We start from the raw sequence: 24050 nt of genomic DNA, 5'->3' as shown, positions 1-24050 counted from the left end.
CGACATGATGCAGCAAGCACCCGTTTCGAAAGAAGGGGCCTGTGGGATAATCGTCAACCGTAATCCTTCAGGACCCCGCTCATGAGCGAACGCGATGTGATGGAGTATGAGGTCGTCGTCGTCGGTGCTGGCCCTTCGGGCCTCGCCGCCGCGATCCGCCTCAAGCAGCTGAACCCCGAAATCAGCGTTTGCGTGATCGAGAAAGGGTCCACGGTCGGCGCGCACATTTTGTCAGGTGCGGTCATTGACCCGAGTCCTTTGGATGCCTTGCTACCCGGTTGGCGCGACAACCCGCCATCGATCTGCGTGCCGGCCAAGGAAGACGAGTTCTGGTGGCTGAACAAAACCGGCGGACGCAAGCTGCCAACCCCACCTCAGCTCAACAACCACGGTAATTTCATCGTGTCGCTCGGCGCCACGTGCGCCTGGCTGGCGACCCAGGCGGAAGCGCTGGGCGTGGAGATCTATCCAGGCTTTGCGGCAGCAGAGACCCTGTTTGGCGACCAAGGCGAGGTCGTCGGCGTCCGCATCGGCGACATGGGCATTGCGAAAGACGGCAGCCACAAGGACGGTTACACGCTCGGCATCGATATTCGCGCCAAGCTGACGGTCTTTTCGGAAGGCGCTCGCGGGCATCTGACCAAGCAACTCGTCAAGCGCTTCAAGCTCGACGCCGATTGCGATCCGCAGACGTACTCGATCGGGATCAAGGAACTCTGGCAACTGCCGCCGGGCCGCGTGGATGCGGGCCGCATCGTGCATACGTTCGGGTGGCCGGCGGATACCGCGACTTATGGCGGCAGCTTCCTGTATCACCTCGACAAGGACCGCGTCGCGATCGGCTACGTGACCGGCCTTGACTATCAGGACGCGCAGCTGTCGCCGTTCGAATTGTTCCAACAGTACAAACACCATCCGCATGTGAAGCCGCTACTCGAAGGCGGGACGGTCGTGTCTTACGGCGCCCGCGCCATTGCCGCCGGGGGCTACCAGAGCCTGCCGAAGTGCGAGATGCCGGGCGCGATGCTCGTCGGCGATACCGCGGGCCTCCTCAACGTGCCAAAGATCAAGGGCACCCACCAAGCCCTGCGCAGTGGCATGCTCGCGGCCGAACACTGGCACGAATTGCAGACCGCCGCCGGATTCGACCAGCGCCTGCGGCAATCTGCCGTTGTCGCCGAGCTCAAGAAGGTGCGGAACTTCAAGCCCGGTTTCCACAAAGGCCTATGGTTCGGGATGATCAACTCGGGGCTCGAAACGGCGACCGCTGGCCTGCTGCCGTGGACGCTGCACAACCATGCCGACGCGGAGCAGCTGAAAAAGGTCGCAACTTACACGCCCCCAGAGCGCGATTTTGTCAGCGAAAAAACGCTGCCGCCACGTGATCGCCTGGCCTCGGTGTTTTACGCCAGCACCGCGCACGAAGAAGATCAGCCGGTGCATCTGAAGGTGGCCGACACCAACATTTGCATCACCCGCTGTGCGGAGGAGTATCAGAACCCTTGCACCCGTTTCTGCCCGGCCGGCGTCTATGAGATCGCCCAGGATGAAAACGGCAAGCGCTTGCAGATCAATGCCGCAAATTGCGTGCACTGCAAGACCTGCGACATCAAGGATCCGTACCAGATCATCAACTGGGTCACCCCCGAAGGTGGCTCGGGGCCGAATTACCAGAATCTGTAATTCCGAGCCCGTCATTGACTCGGCACGGCTTCAGCAGCAAGTTGCTGCGGCGGCAATGAGGCGGGCCAAGGAGGGCGCGGGTTTCGAGTCGGGACTCATTGCCCCAGAATCAAGCACTTGCGTGCTTGGTTCCGGGCGGGCCATCCATGGCCCGCATCGCCTCTGAACTTGTTCAGAGGCTCCCTAAGCAACTGATTCGCTTGGCAAGCTCGCTTGATTTGCGCGGATCGTGGGATGCCAGTCGACCAAGCTTGCCGGCCGGTGGCGTCGGATGCGACACTTTCGGAACTTTTCCGCCCGTCCCGGGTCTGAGGCCTGCCGGTGTTTACCAGAGCGCATTGTCGAGCTGGACTCTCGCCCCCTCAGAGCCAAGGATGGCTCGCTCCCGATTCTTACGATCAAGGTGATTCATGCTCCGTACTGTTGCTCTGACGCTGGCGTTCGCTGGCGCCCTTTCCGCCACCAGCGCCCACGCCGACGAACAGCAGGTCCGTGCGGCCATCAAGTCGCTGGTGCCGAATGCCACGATCGATTCGCTGGCCGACGCCCCAATGCCTGGTTTTACCGAAGTGTCGCTCGGCGGCACGGTGATTTACGTCAGTGACGACGGCAAGTATCTGATTCAAGGCTCGGTGTTTGATATCGCAAACAAGACCGACCTGACCGAAAAGCGCCGCGCCGATGCGCGCAAGGTCGAATTGGCCAAGGTTCCGGCTGACAAGATGATCCGCTTCAAGGCCAAGGACGAGAAGTATCGCGTGACGGTCTTCACCGACATCGATTGCGGCTACTGCCGCAAGCTGCACCAGGAAATCGCGCAGTACAACGATCTCGGCATCACGATCGATTACTTGTTCTTCCCGCGTGCGGGCCTGAACTCCGAGTCGTACAACAAGGCGGTTTCGGTGTGGTGCGCGGCAGACAAGGCCGCTGCCATGACCGATGCCAAGGCCGGCAAGGAAGTTCCGACCAAGACCTGCGCGAATCCGGTTGCCGATGATTACCAACTGGGCCAGAAGGTCGGCGTCAATGGCACCCCAGCCATGTTCACGGCTGATGGCACGCAAGTTGGCGGGTATGTCCCGGCCGCGAACCTGTTCGAGCGGCTGAGCAACACGAAGGTCGCACTCGGCAAATAATTGCTGTGCACGTGTTTGTGTTGCATTAGAAACGCCCCGCCATGTGCGGGGCGTTTTTGTTTGAGCGCCGTTAACCTGGTACCGGCTCGAGTGGTTCCGGGGTGGGAAATTCCGCGCACGATGTATCTTGTATCCATTGTCAGATACACCCACGCTTTGGGCCCATTTGGATCGATCCACCGCGCCACAGGCTGTCGAATCTCGACTTAGTGCGACGTTGCAAGTTCTCGCCGACAGCGGCCGACTTGCCTCGTAGCCGATACCGAGATTTGCGAGCACCAATGCCACCAGAAGAGGACTATCAGAATGCGCACGAATCTTGGCAGTCGCCCAATTGCGATTGCGCTCACCGGCTTGCTCGCGTTTGGCTTGTTGTTTGCTGGTTTTACCGCGCAGGCTGCGACTGATGAATCATTGAATTCGGACGCGGATGAAGCGTCGTTGGACACGGAAACGGATGCCGAGCCAACCCTATTGGCGAAAATGATCGCATCGGCACTCCATGAATCTTGGGCGCCGAAGTTTGAGGCTTATGTTCGAGCGACCGAAATTGGCGAGACAAACCGGCGCTATCCCGATAAATTGGACGACGGTGTTCGTCGTGCGATCGATGAACATACCGTCAACGTCGCCATGACCATCCAGTACGGTCCGAAAGGCTGGCAATTGGCGGTGCAAGAACTGCTGGACGAGCAATTAAGCCCGGACGAGGTGCACACGCTGGAGGAAGCGCTCGATTCTGAGGCTGGCAGAAAATTGCTTACGGTCCTGGTGAGCAATGGCTCCCTTGAGTGGACGCGCTCAAGGCTGATGCAACGCGCCCGGCGACTTCAACCGCTAATCGAGTTTACGGAGTTGGAATCGCTGCACGGCCGGACCGATATTGCGAACGTCGGCCATTACTTCGGGCGTTCACAGATTTCGCTGTGCGAGCGGGTAGTTCCCTTTACCGTCCGAAGTTCCAAAGGCGCATCAGTGACAAGCACAACCTGCGCCCTTGGACGTCCGCAGTCTGCCGGTTCCGGAAATTTGCTGCGGATCGGCCTGGCCGCCAACCAGTCCTATACTGTCCAGTTGGAGCATCACGATGTGGATTATCCAATCGGTGCATTGCCAGTCGCCATTTACCAGGGTTTTGCCGTGTCTGGCGAAGAGGTCAAGTTGTCGCTTGCGCTTGCTGACGGTGACATGCCGAGCGCTTACATCACACTTGGTGCGGCCAAGGAGCCGGCTTCAGATCTGCGATTGAAGCCGTTATCCGTCTGTGTTCAGAACGTGCCAGCCCTCGATGTCTTGAATCGTGCAGCGGCCCTTTTTGATGGGACGTTTCATATGGGTGTCGCCGATTTCAAGAACGAGCGCGTGAACTTCTGTGATGATGGCCTCTCGATTCAGACGTTGAGCGCTCTGTTCGCCGGCATGAGAGATACGTTGCTCTGCATCGATCAGGACAACCACTTTTCCGCTTTGCCTGTGGATGCATTGCCGATCAAGGGTGCTGAGTGCAAGACCCTGGCAAGCTTGGCGAAGGAAACCAGGCCCAAGCGCTCAAAGCGCCCCGAGTGACGCGCCAGAATCAGAGCCAGCGCTGCGCGAGCAGGGCTACCGTAGTCAGGCTCGCCGCCGCATAAACTCCCGCCAGCGCATCATCGAACATCGCGCCAAAGCCGCCACTGAGCTCGCGATCAGCCCAGGACACGGGCCAGGGTTTCAAGATGTCAAACGTGCGGAATAACACGAAACCGACCAGCATTTCACACCAGAGCGGCCACGCTGATAGCCCAAGCATCGGCCACAACCACACGGCAGGCGCGAGCGTCAGCCATTGTCCGACCCACTCGTCCAGCACCAGCAAACCCGGGTCTTCGCGCGGGATCACGTCGCGAATCTTGCGTGCGGCCAGCATGCCGATCAGGAACACTATCGGCATCGCGATGGCCAGCCAGACCGGGTGCTGGCGCAACCAGAAATACGGAATCAAAGCGGCAAGCGAGCCGAAGGTGCCCGGTGCCTTGGGGCTAAGACCGGAACCCAGGCCACTGGCAATCCAGATCCAGGGATTTCGATAGGCGCCCTTGGGCAGTGTGTTCATGTGAAGTGCTCGTATCCAGAGGGGCCGCCGACGGTATCGATTTGGCCATGATGGTGAATCCGGCACCCGGGCTCGGCCTCGAAACAACCAATCACCGACGCCGCGTGGCCCAACGCCTTGGCAGCGACTAAGAGTAAGTCCACTTGCGCAGGTGCGCACGCGGCCAGCAGCGCGTAGTCATCGCCACCGCGCGTCACCATGTCGCGAGCCTCACTACTGCCAAAGTGCTCGCTCAACCACCCAAATTCCTCGATCGCATCGAGATCGACCTTGGCACCAACGCCACTGCTACGCGCGACGTGCATGAGATCGGCCAGCAAGCCGTCACTCACATCGATCAGCGCGCTGGCGTGAGTGCGGAGCACCGCGTCCATGCCGATCTTGGGTTCGGGGCGATTCAACGCTTGCAAGCATTGTTGCTCGAACGGATCCAAGAGCGGCGACGCGCGCTCAGACTCCGGTCGCGCCAGTTGCCAGCGGAGGCCAGCGGCCGCAAGCCCGAGGCGGCCAATGCGGATCAAGGCATCGCCAGCGCGCGCGCCGCGGCGGCGCACCGCCTGCCCGTTCGGACAGAAGCCGTGAATAGTGATGGTGATCGCCAAAGGGCCACGCGTCGTGTCGCCGCCAATGAGCGCGAGTCGATGCGGCAATGCCAACGCCTGGAATCCCGCAAAGAACCCTTTAAGCCAATCGGCGTCGAGCTTCGGCAGCGTCAGCGCAAGGCTCACCCACGCCGGCGTCGCACCCATCGCCGCAAGATCCGACAGATTCACGGCGAGCGATTTCCAACCGACATCGTAGGCCGCGGTGCCATGGGGAAAATGCACGCCGGCCACCGACGTGTCGGTGCTGACGATCAGGTCAAACCCCGCTGGCACGGAGAGAACGGCGGCGTCATCGCCTATGCCTGTCAGCACGTCCGGTCGCGATGGCCCAGGCAATTGCCGAATCCAGTCGATCAGTTCGAACTCACGCATGGCAGCGCGTAGTGGCCGGATGGTCTGGGTGTCGTCGTCAAACGCCACGGTTCTTGCCTTGAAAGGGCTGATACCAGGCACGGATTCGCTCGAGATCGGCGTCCAGATCGTCGGTCAGCGGAATCACGTCGCCAATGCCAACAATGCGGTCCGGATAGTGAAAGTAGATCGGACAAAGCGGCACGTTGGCGCGCTTGGCGATATGCCAGAAGCCGCTTCGCCATCGCTCAACATGCCGGCGCGTGCCCTCGGGCGCGAGCACGAGCCAGAATGTGGGACGTTTCTGAAACGCCTCGACGACTTGCTCGACCACGCCGTTCGCATTCGCCCGGTTAATCGGCATGCCGCCAAGCCAATGCAGCAACGGGCCAAGCGGAAACCAGAACGTCTCGCGCTTGGCCATGAACCGAATCCGCAAACCAATGGCGACCTTGATCACCAACCCCCAGTAGCCATCCCAAGCCGATGAATGCGGCGCAGCGATGACCAGCAGGTGCGAGTGATCCGGAAAGTTGCCGACGATCTTCCAGCCGCCAAGCCGAAGCAGCCACTGCGCCACAGACTGAATGAAGCGGCCGTGGGCACGAGGCGCTTTGGGTGGCAGTTCAAAAAAGGGTTTGCTGGACATGTGCAACCGGTTCCGGAATCCGCCTATTTGAGCAAATCCGCGCCAGACGCGCCAATTTGCGCCAAATTGCAGCCATTACACGACGGCGTGCGTGGCCGTCTCGGCACGCTTCATCAAGGTGGCGAGCCGCTGGGACGGGGTTTGACTGAACCGAGTCAATCGTTGCGCCAGCTCTTGTCGCTGCGGGTTTTCTTGACGTCGCCACGCTGCTTCTTGGCGGTCAATCGGCGCGCTTTGGCCGCTTTGGACGGTTTCGTCGCGATCCGCGCCTTGGCCACCACAAAGCCCGATTGCAGGAATCCGATCAAGCGTTCGCGTGCATCCTGCCGGTTGCGGTCCTGCGTACGGAAGCGATTGGCCTCGATGACGATCTCACCCTCTTTCGTGATCCGGCGATCAGACTTGGCCAGGAGCCGCTCTTTGGCATCGTCCGGCACATGCGGCGAATCGCGAAGCTGAAAGCGCAATTCCACCGCGGTCGAGACTTTGTTGACGTTTTGCCCGCCCGGCCCGGCCGCGCGCACAAAGCGCTCAGTGAGCGCCTCGTCGGGAATCTGGCAGCGGGGATGAATGTCGAGCATGGCAGCAGGCATTTAGGTAAACGAGCAGTTTAGCGCTGCTTGCTGATTGTTGGTTGAATGCAGTCGTTCAACGAATTCAACAACGACAACGCCAGCCGAGGACGTTCCGGTCCGAATGACTCGAATGGGCGCGCATGAAGGGGCCACAACTGTCGTCATCCTGGAAGCCGCGCAGCGGATTCCGGGATCCAGGGCAATCTTGCAGCGCGTTCGCAGCGACCGAAACGGGCGTTCAGCAAGTTCGCCATCGAACGGCGCTCTTACGCCTTCCGATTCGTCACAGTCCAAGAAACGACAACGCCACCCGAAGGCGGCGTTGGCGTCCATCTCCCCATTTGGTTCGATCGTAGCAGTTCGCGTTAGGGAGGGTCTGAATAAGTACATCCTGGACTTTCAGACCCGCACCGAGTCCGGCACATGTCCGGACTCGGTGCCCCAGAATCCAGCACTTGCGTGCTGGATTCTGGGCGGGCCATCCATGTCCCGCATCGCCTGTGAACTTGTTCAGAGGCTCCTTAGCGCGCTGCGTTGCCGTTCATATTGCTATTGCGTGCCGAGTCGGTGACCTGAGCCGGGTCACGCATGCCGCTCGTATGGCACCAGCCCGTCTTGTGGCCAAGGTTGTTGGCGCCTGGCAGTTGGCCGTACGCCCGCTCGGTCGTGCCATCTTCCGGATCGCTGAGCAGCACGTCGGTCGCAATGTTGCAGTAGTCATAAACCCAGGACCGGTCGGTGAACGAGGTCGTGTGATAGTAGACCTTGGCACGCGAAGCGTTGCTGATACCGGCGAGCCAGGAGCTGGCGCCGCTGTACGTCAGGTTGGCATTCGTGCCGCAGCCGACGCCGAAGATGCTGCCGAGCACGGCGGCATTGCCAGCCAGCGCGGTGCCTTGGTACGGCGTGCCGACCGACTGGATCAGGCGCGCGCCAGTCGCATTGTCGAGACCGCTCCAGTAGTAGTGGTACAGGTGCAGTGACGCTGCGCCGCCTTGGCTATGGGCCACCACACCGAACGAATTCCACGTTGCGCCGAAAGACTGAATCAGGCGCGCAAACGCATCATGCGAGCGGTTCTGGTTGAAGTCCTGGAACACCGCCGAGTTTGCGAACTGACCAGCAACCGGGCCCCAGGCGTTGCCGGAGCAATAGCCGTGCACGAGCAGGAGCTTGGTGCCAACGCCCTTGCCCTGAGTTGCGAGGCTGGCCGGCTTCGGACCCATGCGCATCTCGTCGGTGATCGACGTGACCGGTGCTGGGCGAGCCTTCATCAAATTCTGCGCGCCGACGACTTCCAAACGCTTGGCTTCGGCCACCGTCATGAAGTAATCCGGGTTCTCCAGGCGGACATCGCGCAGTTCGAACGGTGCCTTGGCCTTCGCATAGCTGGCCCAGCGCGAATCGAAGTTCAGATCGAGCGCACTGTTCTTGACGTCGACCATGCCGCCGATCCAAGACACCGGCACCATCGACTTGCCATCGAGGCCGCGACCCCAGACCTGCGCGTAAGCGCGGTAGTGGCTGCCTTCCACCGCATCGGCGAGTTGCAGTGAGAACGCCAGCCGATCATTACCCGCTGCTTTCGCGCTGACTGTGTTCAGAGACGTGATGCGCATCGCATCGTTGAGCACCGGCAGCAGATGTTCAGTGGTGCGCATGAATTCGCGACCAGCAGCGTTGATGCCGCCCATCATGACCTGGGCTTTGTATTCGCCGCCGAGCTTCGCTTGGAAATCGGCGCCAAAAATACCGTCACCAGCGATGCCATCTTGGTGCAGGCCATCGTCGAACATGCCGAATTCGCTGATCTGGCCCTTTGGATCAGTGACGCGGAGTTTCGCGCTCGTGACCTGGCCGGCAAAGGCTTCTTGCTGCTCATCGTACATAGCGGCAACCAAGCCGACATTGCCAAGGCGCTTCGCCGTGTTACTCGTCGGATAAGCCATCAGGCGCTCAGAACCGCCACCCGACAGCAGCACGAAGCCAGGCTGACCCGAGTTCGACTGGATGTTCAGATTCCACTGCCCCTGCTCCAAACCCTGCAGGCGATAGCGCTTGGCTTTGAACTCATCGCCGGCCAGACCGTAGCTCTCGTTTTCGGTTTCGGTGGCGAGGCGGGACGCCAAGTCAGCGCGCTTGCCGAGCTGATCCTGCATCTGCACCGACCAATTGCGCTGACCGTCGAACACCAGCACTTGCACATCGTCGCCTTCGATGGGCAGACGGAGGCTGGTGCCGAACGCACCACCGCGCTTATCGAGCGTGACCGGAATCAGTGCGGTCTTTGAATGCACGGCAGCAGCGATCGGGTCAATCGGCGCCATGGTGGCGAATTCACTGGCAGGACCAGCCAGCTGCTTGGCAACAATGCCGTCAGCCAGAGCCAGCGGAGATCCGATCACAAGCGCGGCAGCCACCGCAAAACGAAGACGATTGGTACGCACGAAAACCCTCCCAGGTCACGTTGGTAGACAAATTTGAGCCATACGCGACCAGACCGTATGACGAGCGTGGTTTTTGGCGCCTGCTTGCCTGGTTCGGCACGGCGCGCCGGCCTCGCGATTCCCATCGCTGGCGGCACACAGTGTCAAGCGCGGTGACATTGTGAACTAAGTCACAAACAAATTGCACGCTGCACGGCAACAAACGTTCGTTTGAATCCCGGATTCATGCGATGCGGCCCCCCGAGTGTTCATAAAATCAGTAGCTTACGACTGCGCCCGGCGCTCAGCCGCGCGTTTCAAACTCTGCTTTGCTGATTAAATCGGGCACCGCCGGGGTCGCCAAGGCACCTTGCTGGATCCAGTCGTAAATCCGTGCCTGATTCTCCAGTGTGAGCGGCTCGCGGCTCTGCGGCATGCGATCGCCGAGATTCGGATAGGTCGGCGGCAACGCCGGGTCAGCACAGTTGATCTTCCGAAACAGGAGGCTCTGTGCGGCCGATCCCGGCTGCACACGCAGAATGTTCGCGAACTGCGAGCTGGGCTGGTTGACCAATTCAAACCACGATTTTCCCGCGTCGAGCCTGAGGCCACCGAGCGGAAAGGTGGACTCCACGTGGCAGTTCGCGCAGCCACCCGTGAAAATGGGCTGGACCTCGGTTTCGAAGTCCACCGAAAAATCGATCGGGACGGCACTCAGGTCGTCGCAATTGACTGGCCCCGCCAAGGTCTGCGCGCCCGGCAGCAATACGCTGCACAGGATCAGAAGGGCCAGCAAGTAAGGGCGGAGCGTCGACATCCTCGGAGTCTACTCGTTGTCTGCGCCGCCGAAGTGCGATGCAGACCGCGCTCTTGCCGGAAGGCCGGCTTATGGAACAAGCCGCAAACCAAGGTTCTGTTGAATTGCCGCAATCCATGCGAAATGGCCTATCTGATCGCAAGTAACCCCCTCCCCGACCCTCCCCCGCGATCGCGGGGGAGGGAGCGCTCCCTCTCCCACGCGAGTGGGAGAGGGCTGGGGAGAGGGCTACTTGCCGCACTGCACCGTCGTGAAAATCGCGCATCGTCACTGATAGTTTGATGCGCGAATAAGCGCGCCACAGGGACGACCCGCCCCTCCACGCGAGTGGGAGAGGGCTGGGGAGAGGGTTCCTTGCGACAGCGCACCATCGCCAAAATCAAGCATTGCCGCCAACGGTCTGACGCACGCATCAGCGCCACTTGAGTACATCCACAAGGCCTACCGACCGCAATAGCGACCCACTTCAGCCCACCCACCGCGCAAATTCCTTGCCTTTAGCGGCGTACCTCGCCAACATGCCGCCGTTTTGACCAAAGAAAGCAAGGAATAAGCATGTCAGCGCTGATTTGCGGCTCGCTCGCCTACGACACCATCATGGTCTTCCAGGACCAGTTCAAGAACCACATCCTGCCGGACAAGGTGCACATCCTCAATGTGGCCTTCCTGGTGCCGCGGATGCGTCGCGAATTCGGCGGCTGCGCTGGCAATATTGCCTACAACCTGAAGCTGCTCGGTGGCGAACCCATTCCGATGGCCGCCGTCGGCCAGGACTTTGGCCCGTACCGCGAGTATTTCGAATCCTGCGGCATTCGCCTGGACCAAGTCCGCGAGATCAAAGACCTGTACACCGCCCAGGCGTTCATCACGACCGACCTGGACGACAACCAGATCACCGCGTTTCATCCGGGCGCGATGATGCGCTCGCATGAGGCCAGCGTGCGCGATGTGGCCGGCGTGAAATTCGGCATCGTCGCACCCGATGGCCGCGACGCCATGTTGAATCATGCCCGCGACTTCGCCGACCTCGGCATTCCATTCATCTTTGACCCGGGCCAGGCCATGCCGCTGTTCAATGGGGACGAATTCCGCGCGTTCATCGAACTCGCCGATTACGTGACCGTGAACGACTACGAGTCAAACCTGCTCGCCGAACGCACCGGCTGGACCGAGGCCGAGATCGCGAGCCGCGTGAAGGCGTACATCGTGACGCGCGGCCCGAAAGGCGCGCAGATTCACACAAAGGAACAGACGTTCGAGATTCCTGCCGCGAACCCAGTCCGCGTCGTCGACCCAACTGGCTGCGGCGATGCCTTCCGCGCTGGCCTGATCTTCGGCCTGATGCACGGCTGCGACTTCGCCACCACGGGCCGCATTGCGAGCCTGATGGGCGCCCTGAAGATCGAACATCACGGCACCCAGAACCAGCGCTTCAACTACGAGCAGTTTGCCGACCAGTTCCGCCAGCAGTTCGGCTACGCGCTCGCGCTGTAGACCGACGACGTCATGCGCCGCATTCGAACCCGAGACAACCGCGCTGAACGGCGCCGCCATCTGGCACCCCAGGCACCCGAAGCTCGCGGCGTCCGATTGAACCTGCCTTGGGTCTCGGGTTGGATTGTCGTCGCCTTGGTCGCCGTCACCCTGATCGGCGGCTTACTCCGACTCGCACTCGGCGACTTCGCGTGGTTCCAACCCGGCGTGTTCTGGCGCCACCTCTTCACCGTCGTCGCCATCCTGCTCGCCTTCGCCGTGTTCAAAGAATCCGCCTGGCGTCGCGAGCACCGCACCGTGCACAAAGTCCGTTTTGTCGCCGGCGTCAGTGCCGGCCTGATGGTCGGCATTGCCTACAGCACGTTTGCCGGCGGATTGCTGATGGCGGCGTTTATTGGCGTGTTGGCTGGGCTGGTGTTTGATTTGGTGGTGCGGAAGTGAGGGGCCGAAGGACACTCGCTCCGACGATGGGGCGCAGCGAGCGAACCTGTTAGGTCAGCGCGGTAGGTTCCTCGGCCTCGTGCCGCATTGAAGGCCCACTTTGTTGGCTGACGATCACGCAGGGTAGGCAACGCCGCCAGAGACGTGCGACGGGTGGTGATTCGCGCCGATCGAATGCCCAGTGATGTCGTATTCAAGATGGGGGCTGCGCTGCCGCTTGTAAGCGCCGTGGAACTTCGATGCTCGCGTTGAAGGTTGCTAGTGATCGACCAACTCGAGGCGAGCTGGCGAGCGCTGTTGCGAGTTCGCTTGAAGGCGGTGTTAGGTAGCAGTGCCCTCACAGGCTCACACGCATTGCCGTCAATCGACAATGAACAGTGTGGCGCCGATTTCGGTTCGGGAACGGTGCGGTTCCGCGCCGTCCGCGACTTGGTAGCTCATGCCCGGCTTGAGAATGAATCTGCGGCCGTCTTCGAGTTCCGTTTCCAGTTCGCCGCTCAAGCACAGCAGAATGTGGCCTTTGGAACACCAGTGGTCGGCGTCGTAGCCCGCTGAGTACTCGATCATGCGGACTCGAATGCTCCCGAAGTGCGCCGTGCGCCAATAGGCAACTCCGGTGATTCCTTGGTGCTCGGTGCGAGGAATCGACGTCCAGTCGGTCGTCCCAAAGGGTATGCCTTCCATCTTCATGATTGGTTTCTCGGAATAGTTGTTGGTGCACTGGGGCGGGACATTCGTTTCTTGCTCGCTACGGAAGGTCGATTCATGGTGGCGCCAGCGCGATCAGGGTTCCAGTGCGTGAAGGCGAGGCCAAGGAAAACACGACGTTTCGAGATTAGCGACCCCCGCCGGCGTGTCGGGGCGAGCTCTGTTGACATGCATCGTGACGGAGGGGTCAGCCTTCGTTTCAACCACTATCGGAACTAGGCGAAGGTCAAAGCCGGGCTTGACTGCAAGCAGCGTCCGCATGGGGCACGCATCGTGATCAAGCTGGCACTTGAAGTCTTTAGGTATGACGCCTTGCCGCAGAACCCGCCTCGCCTCTGGGTGGCGCGTGCAAATATGATGAACGATGCCATGTTCGATCAGCGCGAGTTCGGGGTGATTGATCAGATACTCATAGAGATCCCGATTCCAGTCTTCGCCTTCGACAGCAGCATCTTCATCTTCGTCCGGGAAATACACGGCGCCAACAACGATCGGCAATTCCTTCCACTCGCCATCGTCGCATGCGAATCGGCAACTCTCGGCACGGTCGGACCAAAGCAATTCGAGCTCGCGCTTGGCCTCGGCAGAAAGGGTCTCCCACCATCTTGCGGCGGGACGGTCGAGGGCAAGGAGCTGGCATGCATGTTGATTCGCTGGCATCTGGATCAGCCCTAGGGTTTGGCGCCCATCGGGAGCGGCGCATTGCTCGATGAGGCCGGCGAATGACGCAAGTAGCGGGTTTGCAAGATGCTGTGTTGATCGAATTTTGCCATGCGTTCACTCCGCCAAACGCGTCGATCTGATTGAAACCGATGGGCCGAATGCGGGAGCAGACGCGCTTACTTGGCTCCGGGATATGGATGGAAGCGCGAACGGTCCACTGGGTCAAGCGATCGATCTGAACTCGGGGCGGGTGACATTCCGACGAAATGGACGTGTCTGAGGATTGCGTGCTGGACTCGTGGTTGGAACCCGCCTATTTGGTGGCTTCGACAAAGAGCGTGGCGTCGTTCGTGCTGTTGCATCGGCATCGTTTTGCGGCGCGCTCCATTCCCTTGGGGGGAACTTCGAACCTCACCCCGGATCAAGTCCGGGGTGACGACAATAGGGGCATCGGTTGTGCGGCGAGCAATTCCGACCGCCATGGGCGTCGCTCCGGAGCGTGCTCAGCAGCAAGTTTGCCTCGCCCCCGGCCTGCGCCGGGGTGACGACAATTGGGGCATCGGTTGTGCGGCGAGCAATCCCGCTCTGTATTGTCGTCATCCTGGAATCCGCGCAGCGGATTCCGGGATCCAGTGCGATCTTGCGGCGTGCTCGCAACACTGGCGCACTGCGAGCAAGATCGATCGTTTGACGCAAGATTGCCCTGGATCCCGGCTGCGCCAGGATGACGACAATAGGGTCTGTTACCGCGAGGCGCGGCTGACGCCGTCCGGGGATACGCAATGCTTGTAAAGGCTTGAGACTGCTTGCGATAGCGCTAAATTCAAATTGAGTCTTCTATTGTGGAACACTTCCACACAGTCGGGCAGGCCGGAATCCCGGCAAGTCTTGCGAATTGGTGCCGGCATTCGTGATTCGTCGATAAAGCGGCGCTCATCACCCCGCTGCCCTCGCTTTGACAACGGGACGTTTGTGTAGACCCCGGATCAAGTCCGAGGTGACGACAATAGGGGGATCGGATGTGCGGCGAGCAACTCCGAGCGCTCTGGGCTTCGCTCCGCTGCGCAGCAGAAGCCGAGGCCATACCACGCTCAATGGGAGCGCTGCCGCCAGCAATACTCACGGCCCCAATGTGCAGCGTGCTCGGTGCAAGTGCCGCGCCCGGCTCCGCCAGGACTTGCACCGAGACTTGCTCGGCACGCTGCAACCGGCTGAAATCGCGATGTGGAACCAGGAGCAGACGACATGAATATTCTGCGGGCGGAGCTTCAGAAAGACTTCTATGTGCGCCATGGCTGTGTCGGGGCGCTGTTCGTATTCTTCGGCGGCACATTCGTCGTGATTGGCCTGCAGCGATTCGAATGGATGATCATCGCTGGCGGTCTTGGTTTCATTTCGATTTGGGCAGCGCTGATCTGGTGGAGCCTCTCTGAGTCCATCCGCGAACTGAACCTGGTCGGCGCCGTGAGACGTGACGGCCGGCAATTGCCGTGGTCAGAGTTTGAGCAAGAGGTCGAGGGCTACTATTTCTCGAAGACCGGCGGGCAGGTACTAAACCACATCGACCTGAAGTTTCGCAGCGGCCGAGTCCGGCTGTATCCGTTGACCCTGAAGAACTATACCGAGCTGATGCGCTACGCACGCGAGCGCGCCGCCGCAGCGCGGCCTGCGGGCAGCGCCGCGGCGCCGCCGCCCAAAGCCGCGCCGCGCGTGCAACTGGTGGCACCAGAGCCGGTGCGGAAACCAGTCAGCGCGTGTTCGATCTGCAGCCAGCTCCTTGATCATCAGACGGCGATGCAAAAGATCGGTCGAGAGTCCGAGGACACACACCTTCCAGCTGCCGCGGGCAAGCTGACCAATTTGGGTGACCTGCAACCGGGCCAAACGCGGGGCCCGGAGTTGGACCAGTGTCCGGAGTGCGGTCGCTACTATTGGTACAAAGTCGACTACGACTATCTGGCCACCGGCAGTGAAGACTCGCAGACGTTGATTCGGCTATCGGATTCCGAAGGCGCGGCCTTGCATGATCAGCTGCGGGCCGGGCAATCGGACGGCGCCTGAGTGTCGGCATCAGGCTTGCAACGATGGCACGTTGCCGGGATCGGGCTTCGGACCGCCGATCGGGGCATGGCGGACGCGTCGGTGCCGCACGCCCAAAATGACATCGCCGCCTGAGCGGCGGCGATGTCTTGGTGCATGGTTTGGAACGCGCGGAATCAGTGCGTGCTGGCGTCCGGATCGATCACCTGAACCTCACCGAGTTTCAGGGCGCGAATCCCGGCCTCAATCTTTTTGAGATCGCCAACGATGACCCAGGTCAGGGCATTCGGATCAATGTGCTGCTTGGCCGCTTGGCGCACCTGCTCCAGCGTTTGCGCTTCGGTCCGCGCCTTCATCGTGCGGACGTAATCGTCCGGGCGACCGAACAACACCATGTTGGAGATTTCAGCCGTCACGGCGCCTGATGTTTCGTAGTAACCCGGCAGACTGCGCACGTCGTTATTGATGACCGACTGCAACTCGTCGGCGGTGATTTCGCGCGTGCTGACGAGTTCGACAAACTCACGTTGCATTTCCTGCAGCGACTCAATCGTCTTGTCGGATTGCACCCCGGCGCTGGCTGACATCAGGCGTTGGCCGCGAGCGGGGCCGGCCCAGGCATAGGCGCCGTAAGCCCAATGTTTGTCTTCGCGCAGGTTCATGTTCAGGCGTGCACTGAACAGGCCCCCAAACGCAGAGATCGCCGTGTTTGTTTGCAAGTAATCCGGAGCCGACGCCGGCGGCAAGGTCTCACCGGCCAGGATCAGGCTTTGCTCGGCATTCGGTTTATCGATCAGAAACACACGCGCAGCTTTTGGCCGCTCGACAGTGGGCAGGGACTTGGTCGGACGTGCCGATGCTGCCGGCTTCCAGCTCCCGACTGCCTCGTTCAACGCCGCCGTGATCGCCGCCATGTCGGTATCACCAACGACCACAATCGTCAGATTGTCGGGGCGGACGAAGTCGCGATGGAACGCGCGCATATCGTCGGCCGAGATGCTCTTGATCGAGGCTTCGGTGCCACTGCCCGTCAACGGAATGCCGTAGGGATGCTGATCGCCATAGATCAGCGGCGGCAGCACGCGCATGGCCTGCGAATTCGGCTCCTTCTTTTCCTGCTCCAGATTGGCGAGCCATTGCCCGCGGACCCGTTCCATCTCCTTGCTCGGAAAGCTCGGATTCATCAGCAAGTCGGCAACGAGATTCAACGACGGCTGCAGATTTTGACTCAGCGCCGACAGACCAAGGCCCGATGCATCGAGCGACGAGTAGGTACCAAATTGCGCACCGAGCAGCTCGGCCTCTTCGGCAATCTGCACGGCATTGCGCTTGCCGGTTCCTTCATCCAGCATGCCGAGCGTGAACCCGGCAGTGCCAAGCTTGCGCCCGAAGTCGGCCGCATAACCAGCGTCAAACATGAAGCGCACTTGCACGACCGGCGTTTCGTGACGTTCGGCGAGCACCACGGGCACGCCATTGGCCAGTTGCCCGCGTTGAATATTCGGGAAGGCGAGATCCGGGAACGCCGTAGTGGCCGGGACTCCGGCTTTGCGATCGACCGTGGACGCGGTGGGCTTGTAGTCCGGGAACGGTTGCACTTCCAACGTGTAGTTCGGACGGCTGAGCCATTGTCTTGCCTGCGCGGCAATAGACGCCGGCGTTGCGGTGGCGAGGTTGGACAGCGACTCGCGATAGCAGTGCGGGTTGCCGGTGTAAGTGAAGCATTCCGCCAGAATGTCGGCCTTGCCACCAAATCCGCCAATGCGCTCAGCGCCGCGGATCACCGAAGCTTGGATCACCGACTGCGAGCGCTTCACTTCTTCGGCGGTCGGGCCGTCTTTCAGGAAGCGGGCGAGTTCGGCATCGATCATGGCTTCGAGTTGCGCGATTTCTACGCCCGGCTTGGCATCGGCTTGCACCACAAACAATCCGGCAATTTCGAGCGGGTAGTAATACACGGCGACACTGGCGGCCACCTGCTCATCGAGCACGAGTCGCTTGTTCAAACGGGAGGTCTTGCTGCCGCCCAAGATGCGTGCCGCAAGCCCGAGCTCCTCGGCCGTCTTGCCGCCGACGCCCGGCACCGTCCAGGCGCGCATCACGCGCGCCAAGCCCACGCGGTCGTGCATCAGTTCGCGCTTGTTTGCAGCAAGCTCTGGCACGTAGGACTTCAGGCGCGTGTGCGCAGGGCCTGGCGGAATATCGCCAAAGTACTTTGTGACCTTTTCTTTGGCGGTGGGCACATCGATGTCGCCAGCAAGCACCAGTACGGTATTCGCGGGGCCGTACCACGTTTCGAACCAATGCTTGACGTCGGTAAGCGTCGCAGCATTCAAGTCATCCATCGAGCCGATGATTTCCCAGCGATAGGGGTGGCCTTCAGGGAACAAGCCCATCAGCATGCTTTCGAACGTCTTGCCATAGGGCGAGTTGTCGCCCTCGCGCTTTTCGTTCTGCACGACGCCGCGTTGCTCGTCGAGCACTTTCTGGTCGATCGCGCCGAGCAGATGGCCCATGCGGTCGGATTCCAGCCACAGCGTCGTATCGAGCGCGGTGGTTGGGATATTTTCGAAGTAGTTGGTGCGATCAAAATCGGTCGTGCCGTTCAAGTCTGTTGCACCAAGCGCTTCGAGTGGCGAAATGAACTCGCCTTTGTTGTGCTCACTGCCTTGGAACATCAGGTGTTCGAACAAGTGGGCAAAGCCGGTGCGGCCGGGACGCTCGTTCTTCGAGCCGACGTGATACCAGAGGTTCACCGCCACGATCGGCGCTTTGCGATCGGTGTGCACGATCACGGTCAGGCCGTTGTCGAGCTTGAAGGTCTCGGCCGGAATGTCGATCGGAGCCGACGGATTGGAAGGTGCCTTGGCGACGGCAGCGAACGGCAGGGCCAGCAACAGGCCGGCAAGTAACGGCAGTGGTTTCATGTCGATCCAAATGGTGAGCGATTGGTGGTCGCCAGAGCGGCAGTCCGGCCGTTTCCTGGCGATGGAATGTTGGAGATGAAGCGTGACTGATCGGCCGTTCACATCCCGGTGACACCTGCCGATTGCCCTGCCGGTCCGGCGCATCGCCCGAGGCAAGGGCGCCATCTTACGCAGAGTCCAGGGTCGTTGACAGCATGCGAAAGTCACGAGTTCCCCACGGAAATGCCCCTCGGGCATCCCAATTCTGTCGCCGGGCAACTTGGCAGCTCGGCCAATTTTGCGCACACTCCGGGTTCCACCAACCTGGGAGACGACCATGGCTGTTCGCAAGGCGAATGCGGTTTGGCAAGGCAATGTGATGGAAGGTAAGGGTGAGATTGCTTTTGAAAGCGGCGCGTTCAAAGGCCCGTATGACTTTCGCGGCCGCTCGCAGGACGGCACCGGCGGCACCAATCCAGAGGAAATGATTGCCGGCGCCCATGCAGGCTGTTTTTCGATGGCGTTCTCGGCGACGCTCGGCAAGAACGGCTTTACCGCGACGCGGATCGATACCGAAGCCCGCGTGCATCTGGTGCCTGGCGGCGCTGGCTTCACGATTCCGAAGATCGATTTGATCATGCGCGCTGAAGTGCCAGGCATCACGCCCGAAAAGTTCGCCGAACTGGCCTTGTTCGCGAAAGAGAATTGCCCGGTGTCGAAGGCGCTCGCCGGTTGCGAGATTACGCTCGACGCGGCGCTGAAGTAGCCCCACGCCGCACGTTCAGGAACGCCGTTTCAGGCGTTCCTGGATCGGCTCACGCATTCGCAAAACTGTAGGCGCGCATGCTCAGAATGCCGTGCGTGATGCCGTCAATCTCACGGGTAATTTTTTCGGCACGCGCCGCGTGCGCGGCCCCGGCGGCGATTTGCAACGGCAGCAAATGCTCATCCGTTGGGTGACAGTATTCGGCCTCCGGCGCGCGGCGCCGATAGTGTATGAGCGACTCGCCATGCCCTGCGAGGACCGCCGCGTCCAGCCAGTCAGCAAACGTCTGCACACGGGGATCGATCGGCGACGCCTGTGGTTGCCCCCGAAACGCGTACAGGTTGTGGGTAAAACCGCCGCTACCGAGCACCACCGCATCCGGCATCGCGGTTGCCAGCACCTCACCAAATTGCCACGCGGTCGCCGCATCCAGCCCAGCCGGCATCGCAACGGGCACGATGACCTGGTCTCTCGGCAGCTGCATCATGCGGTGTGGCATCCAGACGCCGTGATCTACCCCTGTGCGCAATTCCAGTCTTGCCGGTACACCAAGCTTCACCAGCGCCTGCTGAAAGGCTTCTGAGCGCGCCGGATCGCCAGCGATTTCGTGGCGCAGCTGGTAGAGCGCCTCGGGAAAGCCGCCGAAGTCATGGATCGCGTGATAGCGGCCGCCCTGCCCGATCACCACGCCCCGCTGCATCCAATGCGGCGACACCACGATCAAACACGGCGCATCTTTGATTTGCGCGCCGAGCTGTTTGAAGGCATCGGCATAGGCGCCAGGATTTAGCGCCAGTAGCGGCGCACCGTGGGAAAGAAAGACGGATCGAATCATGGCGCGTAGCACCCGAGAATTGCCAAGGGCAAACACTATCGCGGCGACCACACTGGTTGCGCCGCATTCCTGCAAATTTGGTTTGCATGGGTGATGCGTCGACATGCCGTGGCGCGACGGCTTCTCAAGTAGCCCGCTTCCCAACCCGCTTCCAGTCAAGTGAGAGTGCACGTCGCACCAGAGGTGCGCTTATTCGCGCATCAAACCGTCCGCGACGACGCACGATGTTCACAACGATGCAGTGTGGCAAGTAGCCCTCTCCCCAAACCCGCTCCCACTCGCGTGGGAGTCCAGCCGCCCCTTTGGTGCGCTTATTCGCGCATCAAACTGTCGGCGACAATGCACGATTTTCGCGACGGCGCAGTGCGGCAAGTAGCCCTCTCCCCGGCCCTCTCCCACTCGCGTGGGAGAGGGAGCATTTCTCCCTCCCCCGCGATCGCGGGGAAGGGCTGGAGAGGGGGTTACTGGCGATTAGGGCTCGTCCCGATCGGATTGCGTTCGCGCGCAGATTCCGCAAGCCCAAATCGCAGGCAAAAAAAGAGGGCACCGGGGTCAGCGGTGCCCTTTGAATTTCCCTGAAGCAGCAACTATCGGATGCCTTGCGACAGAGCCGATGGTTTTATTCGCCCATTCACTCTTCCGGCAGAACGGTGACCTTGACCGTGCACTCCACATCGGCGTGCAGGTGGACAAGGACATCGAACTCGCCGGTACGACGGATCGGGCCTTCGCCCATCACGATCTCGCTCTTCGACAGCGGGTAGCCCGCAGCCGTGAGTGCATCGGCGATGTCACGAGGACCAACAGATCCGTAGAGCTTGCCTTCCGTGCTGGCATTGGCGCGAATGGTGACCGTCGCTTCGGCGAGACGCGATTTGCGAGATTCGGCATCGTTGAACTGCGACGCTGCCTTGGCTTCATAATCCGCACGACGCTTCTCGAATTCGGCGACGTTGGCCGGGGTGGCCGAAACGGCCTTGCCCATCGGCACGAGATAGTTCCGGCCGTAGCCGGGCTTGACCTTCACTCGGTCGCCGAGGGCGCCGAGGTTGGCAACTTTCTGAGTCAGAATCAGTTCCATGATCGATTACTCCTTAGGCCTTGGCATGGCCGCTGGCGTACGGCAGCAGGGCCAGGAAACGCGCGCGCTTGACGGCGGCGGTCAGCTGACGCTGATAACGAGCCTTGGTACCCGTGATGCGGCTCGGCACAATCTTGCCGGTCTCGGTCAGGTACTGACGCAGGGTGTTCAGGTCCTTGTAGTCGATCTGTTCGATCTTCTCTGCCGTGAATTTGCAGAACTTCTTCCGACGGAAGAACTTCGACATCGGCGAACCAGGACGCTTGGTGTTCTTTTTCTTAGGCTGCATCTTCAAACTCCGCATCGCTAAAGCCGAGCTCATCGTCACGGCGTTTCGGTTTTTCGTCCTTCGCCTTCATGATCGGCGACTGTTCGGTCATGGCCTTGTCCTGCTGCAGGATCAGGTGCCGGATGACTGCGTCGTTGAAGCGGAACGACGATGCGAGTTCATTGACCACGTTCTGGCTGCACTCGATGTTCATCAACACATAGTGAGCCTTCGCCAGATCTTGGATCGGGAAGGCCAAGGGGCGACGACCCCAGTCTTCGAGACGATGGATCGCCCCTTTGTCGGCTTCGATCAGAGCGCGGTAACGCTCGACCATCGCCGGTACTTGTTCGCTTTGGTCCGGATGGACCAGGAACACGATTTCGTAATGACGCATAAAACTCCTTACGGACATTGAAAGGCCTCCCGAGCGATTTCGGTGAGGCAAGGACTGGGAATGAGTCCCAGCGGGCGCGAATCTTAGCCGCCGGGCGCCCTGATCGCAACGCAAAAACTCTTGTCAAATCAGGGCATTAACAACGAAACTTCGGATAAACAAAGACTTGGGGCGGCTATCCACAAGGAAAGAAAATCCGTGCACCAAGCTGGCGCAATCAAGCGTTTGAACCTAAGTCCTTGACCGGTAAAGGACCGGCCGAACCCCCGGGTTGTCTCACTGAGTCGTGAAACTTTCCCCGCAGCCGCACTCGCCCTTGACGTTCGGGTTCCTGAACGCGAATCGGGAGCCTAGTCCCTCCCGAACAAAATCGATCTCCGTGCCATCCAAAAGCGCCAAACTGGCCCTTGGCACGATGACCTTGATACCGCCCTGCTCGAACACTTCATCGTCCGCGCCGATCGCATTGCTCAGGTCGATTTCGTAGGCCCAACCAGAGCAGCCGGTCTTGCGCACGGCAAAGCGGAGCCCCACCTTTTCGGGCTGTTCGCCAAGAAAGCTCTTGACGCGTTCCAGGGCTTCCGGAGTCAATTGGATCGACATGGCAGGGCAGGTCCTTCGGCGTTTGCAAAACAGCAGGTCGGCGCGATTCGCTATCATCGCGCACTTTCATCATGCCACACCAGATGCGTGTGCGTTCAGGAGTTTCAAGTATGAGTTCAGCAAGTGTTCGCGAAATTCTTTCGGGCCGTGTTGCCGCCGGCACCGCGGTGACGGTGCAGGGCTGGATCAAGACTCGTCGCGATTCGAAGGCCGGCCTGTCGTTCCTCGCCGTGAGCGATGGCTCCTGCCAGGACAACATCCAGGTCGTCGCGCCGAACACGCTCGACAATTACGACACCGAAGTGTTGAAACTCACCTCGGGCTGCGCGGTGCGCTGTTCCGGCAAGCTGGTGGCCTCGCAAGGCAAGGGCCAGGGCATGGAGATCGAAGGCGCCAAGGTCGAAGTGGTGGGCTGGGTTGATGATCCGGAGACCTACCCGATCCAACCGAAGCCGCACACGATGGAGTTCCTGCGCGAAGTCGCGCATCTGCGTCCGCGTACCAACACCTTCGGCGCGGTAGCGCGCATTCGGCACACGATTGCGCAGGCGATTCATCGCTATTTCCATGAACGCGAGTTCTTCTGGGTGAACACGCCAATCGTCACGGCGAGCGACTGCGAAGGCGCGGGCCAGATGTTCCGCGTCTCGACGCTCGACATGCTGAACCTGCCGCGCACCGACAAGGGCGGCATTGACTGGAGCAAGGACTTCTTCGGCAAGGAGGCCTACCTGACGGTGTCGGGCCAACTCGCGGTCGAGGGGTACTGCCTCGCACTCAGCAAGGTCTACACGTTCGGCCCGACGTTCCGAGCCGAGAACTCGAACACCACCCGGCATCTCGCCGAGTTTTGGATGATCGAGCCGGAGATTGCATTCGCTGACTTGAATGACGATGCGAATTTGGCGGAAGACTTCTTGAAGTACATCTTCAACGCCGTGCTGAACGAGCGTGGCGACGACATGAAGTTCATTGCCGACCGTGTCGAGAAATCGGCGATCACCCGCCTGGAGAAATTCATCTCGGCACCATTCGAGCGGATCGACTACACGCAGGCCATCGATATCCTGAAGAAGGCCCCGAAGAAGTTCGACTACCCGGTGGAATGGGGCAACGACCTGCAGACGGAGCACGAGCGCTATCTCGCCGAGGAGCACATCGGGCGTCCGGTCGTCGTGATGAATTACCCGGAGCAGATCAAGTCCTTTTATATGCGCCTGAACGACGATGAGAAGACGGTCGCGGCAATGGACGTGTTGGCGCCCGGCATTGGCGAGATCATTGGCGGCTCACAGCGTGAGGAGCGCCTGGACTACTTGGATCGACGCATCCAGCAATTCGGCCTGAATCCAGACAGCTATCAGTGGTATCGCGATTTCCGTCGCTACGGCACGGTGCCGCATGCCGGGTTCGGCCTGGGCTTCGAACGCCTGGTCGTTTACGTGTGTGGCCTGACGAATATCCGCGACGCCATTCCGTATCCGCGCACGCCTGGTCACGCTGAGTTTTGA

At 60.6% G+C, this 24050-nt stretch carries 22 protein-coding genes; 9 read left to right on the top strand and 13 right to left on the bottom strand.

Annotated elements, in window-relative coordinates; genetic code table 11:
- Positions 1-81: 81 nt before the first annotated feature.
- The 3 genes from C7S18_RS22550 to C7S18_RS22540 all read left to right on the top strand — a co-directional run bounded on the left by C7S18_RS22550 (position 82) and on the right by C7S18_RS22540 (position 4388).
- On the top strand, positions 82-1683 hold the full coding sequence (locus C7S18_RS22550) for an electron transfer flavoprotein-ubiquinone oxidoreductase (protein WP_106893697.1): 1602 nt from the start codon (positions 82-84) through the stop codon (positions 1681-1683).
- Between the two features lie 410 nt (positions 1684-2093).
- A complete protein-coding gene (locus C7S18_RS22545) occupies positions 2094-2822 on the top strand; it encodes a DsbC family protein (protein WP_106893696.1) in 729 nt (242 codons plus the stop codon).
- Positions 2823-3128: 306 nt separating this feature from the next.
- A complete protein-coding gene (locus tag C7S18_RS22540; RefSeq protein WP_106893695.1) occupies positions 3129-4388 on the top strand; it encodes a hypothetical protein in 1260 nt (419 codons plus the stop codon).
- Between the two features lie 10 nt (positions 4389-4398).
- Here the strand turns inward: C7S18_RS22540 and C7S18_RS22535 are convergent, their stop codons facing one another.
- The 6 genes from C7S18_RS22535 to C7S18_RS22505 all read right to left on the bottom strand — a co-directional run bounded on the left by C7S18_RS22535 (position 4399) and on the right by C7S18_RS22505 (position 10337).
- A complete protein-coding gene (locus tag C7S18_RS22535; RefSeq protein WP_106893694.1) occupies positions 4399-4914 on the bottom strand; it encodes a phosphatidylglycerophosphatase A family protein in 516 nt (171 codons plus the stop codon).
- A complete protein-coding gene (gene thiL / locus C7S18_RS22530; protein ID WP_240623946.1) occupies positions 4911-5939 on the bottom strand; it encodes a thiamine-phosphate kinase in 1029 nt (342 codons plus the stop codon). The genes C7S18_RS22535 and thiL overlap by 4 nt, the downstream gene beginning before the upstream one ends.
- Positions 5929-6519: a lysophospholipid acyltransferase family protein gene (locus tag C7S18_RS22525; protein ID WP_106893693.1), complete on the bottom strand. Its 591-nt coding sequence runs from the start codon at positions 6517-6519 to the stop codon at positions 5929-5931. The genes thiL and C7S18_RS22525 overlap by 11 nt, the downstream gene beginning before the upstream one ends.
- Before the next feature lie 155 nt (positions 6520-6674).
- Positions 6675-7112: an alternative ribosome rescue aminoacyl-tRNA hydrolase ArfB gene (arfB, locus tag C7S18_RS22520; protein ID WP_106893692.1), complete on the bottom strand. Its 438-nt coding sequence runs from the start codon at positions 7110-7112 to the stop codon at positions 6675-6677.
- 503 nt (positions 7113-7615) lie between these two features.
- On the bottom strand, positions 7616-9541 hold the full coding sequence (locus C7S18_RS22510; protein WP_146152074.1) for a choice-of-anchor X domain-containing protein: 1926 nt from the start codon (positions 9539-9541) through the stop codon (positions 7616-7618).
- Positions 9542-9824: 283 nt separating this feature from the next.
- Entirely contained in the window at positions 9825-10337 is a 513-nt protein-coding gene (locus C7S18_RS22505) for a hypothetical protein (protein WP_106893689.1), read from the bottom strand.
- 555 nt (positions 10338-10892) lie between these two features.
- Between C7S18_RS22505 and C7S18_RS22500 the strand changes: the two genes are divergently transcribed.
- On the top strand, positions 10893-11831 hold the full coding sequence (locus tag C7S18_RS22500) for a carbohydrate kinase family protein (protein WP_106893688.1): 939 nt from the start codon (positions 10893-10895) through the stop codon (positions 11829-11831).
- Between the two features lie 12 nt (positions 11832-11843).
- Positions 11844-12272, top strand: coding sequence for a hypothetical protein (locus C7S18_RS22495; protein ID WP_106893687.1), 429 nt, complete (start codon positions 11844-11846; stop codon positions 12270-12272).
- A gap of 360 nt (positions 12273-12632) precedes the next feature.
- Here the strand turns inward: C7S18_RS22495 and C7S18_RS22490 are convergent, their stop codons facing one another.
- Entirely contained in the window at positions 12633-12962 is a 330-nt protein-coding gene (locus C7S18_RS22490; RefSeq protein ID WP_106893686.1) for a DHCW motif cupin fold protein, read from the bottom strand.
- Positions 12963-13253: 291 nt separating this feature from the next.
- Here C7S18_RS22490 and C7S18_RS22485 point away from each other — a divergent pair, with 291 nt between their 5' ends.
- Both C7S18_RS22485 and C7S18_RS22480 read left to right on the top strand, forming a co-directional pair.
- Entirely contained in the window at positions 13254-13655 is a 402-nt protein-coding gene (locus C7S18_RS22485) for a hypothetical protein (RefSeq protein WP_106893685.1), read from the top strand.
- A gap of 1233 nt (positions 13656-14888) precedes the next feature.
- Entirely contained in the window at positions 14889-15704 is an 816-nt protein-coding gene (locus C7S18_RS22480; protein ID WP_106893684.1) for a hypothetical protein, read from the top strand.
- A gap of 155 nt (positions 15705-15859) precedes the next feature.
- On the opposite strand, the gene C7S18_RS22475 is transcribed toward C7S18_RS22480, so the two are convergent.
- Positions 15860-18610, bottom strand: coding sequence for a M16 family metallopeptidase (locus tag C7S18_RS22475; RefSeq protein ID WP_170113437.1), 2751 nt, complete (start codon positions 18608-18610; stop codon positions 15860-15862).
- Between the two features lie 316 nt (positions 18611-18926).
- Between C7S18_RS22475 and C7S18_RS22470 the strand changes: the two genes are divergently transcribed.
- Positions 18927-19355 (top strand): OsmC family protein, encoded by a 429-nt coding sequence (locus tag C7S18_RS22470; RefSeq protein ID WP_106893682.1) that lies wholly within the window; start codon positions 18927-18929, stop codon positions 19353-19355.
- A 49-nt stretch (positions 19356-19404) separates the two neighbouring features.
- Here C7S18_RS22470 and C7S18_RS22465 read toward each other — a convergent pair whose 3' ends face one another.
- The 5 genes from C7S18_RS22465 to C7S18_RS22445 all read right to left on the bottom strand — a co-directional run bounded on the left by C7S18_RS22465 (position 19405) and on the right by C7S18_RS22445 (position 22539).
- Complete coding sequence (locus C7S18_RS22465) at positions 19405-20190, bottom strand: dioxygenase family protein (RefSeq protein WP_170113436.1); 786 nt, start codon at positions 20188-20190, stop codon at positions 19405-19407.
- Positions 20191-20821: 631 nt separating this feature from the next.
- A complete protein-coding gene (gene rplI / locus C7S18_RS22460) occupies positions 20822-21271 on the bottom strand; it encodes a 50S ribosomal protein L9 (RefSeq protein ID WP_106893680.1) in 450 nt (149 codons plus the stop codon).
- A 13-nt stretch (positions 21272-21284) separates the two neighbouring features.
- Positions 21285-21518 (bottom strand): 30S ribosomal protein S18, encoded by a 234-nt coding sequence (rpsR, locus tag C7S18_RS22455; protein WP_106894151.1) that lies wholly within the window; start codon positions 21516-21518, stop codon positions 21285-21287.
- 31 nt (positions 21519-21549) lie between these two features.
- Entirely contained in the window at positions 21550-21936 is a 387-nt protein-coding gene (gene rpsF, locus C7S18_RS22450; RefSeq protein ID WP_106893679.1) for a 30S ribosomal protein S6, read from the bottom strand.
- Between the two features lie 276 nt (positions 21937-22212).
- A complete protein-coding gene (locus C7S18_RS22445) occupies positions 22213-22539 on the bottom strand; it encodes a HesB/IscA family protein (RefSeq protein WP_106893678.1) in 327 nt (108 codons plus the stop codon).
- Between the two features lie 110 nt (positions 22540-22649).
- On the opposite strand from C7S18_RS22445, the gene asnS reads away from it, so the two are divergent.
- Complete coding sequence (gene asnS / locus C7S18_RS22440) at positions 22650-24050, top strand: asparagine--tRNA ligase (RefSeq protein ID WP_106893677.1); 1401 nt, start codon at positions 22650-22652, stop codon at positions 24048-24050.

Source organism: Ahniella affigens (assembly GCF_003015185.1).
Lineage (GTDB): Bacteria > Pseudomonadota > Gammaproteobacteria > Xanthomonadales > Ahniellaceae > Ahniella > Ahniella affigens.
Note: the sequence above shows the minus strand (reverse complement) of the source record. Positions and strands in the feature narration are given on the sequence as shown.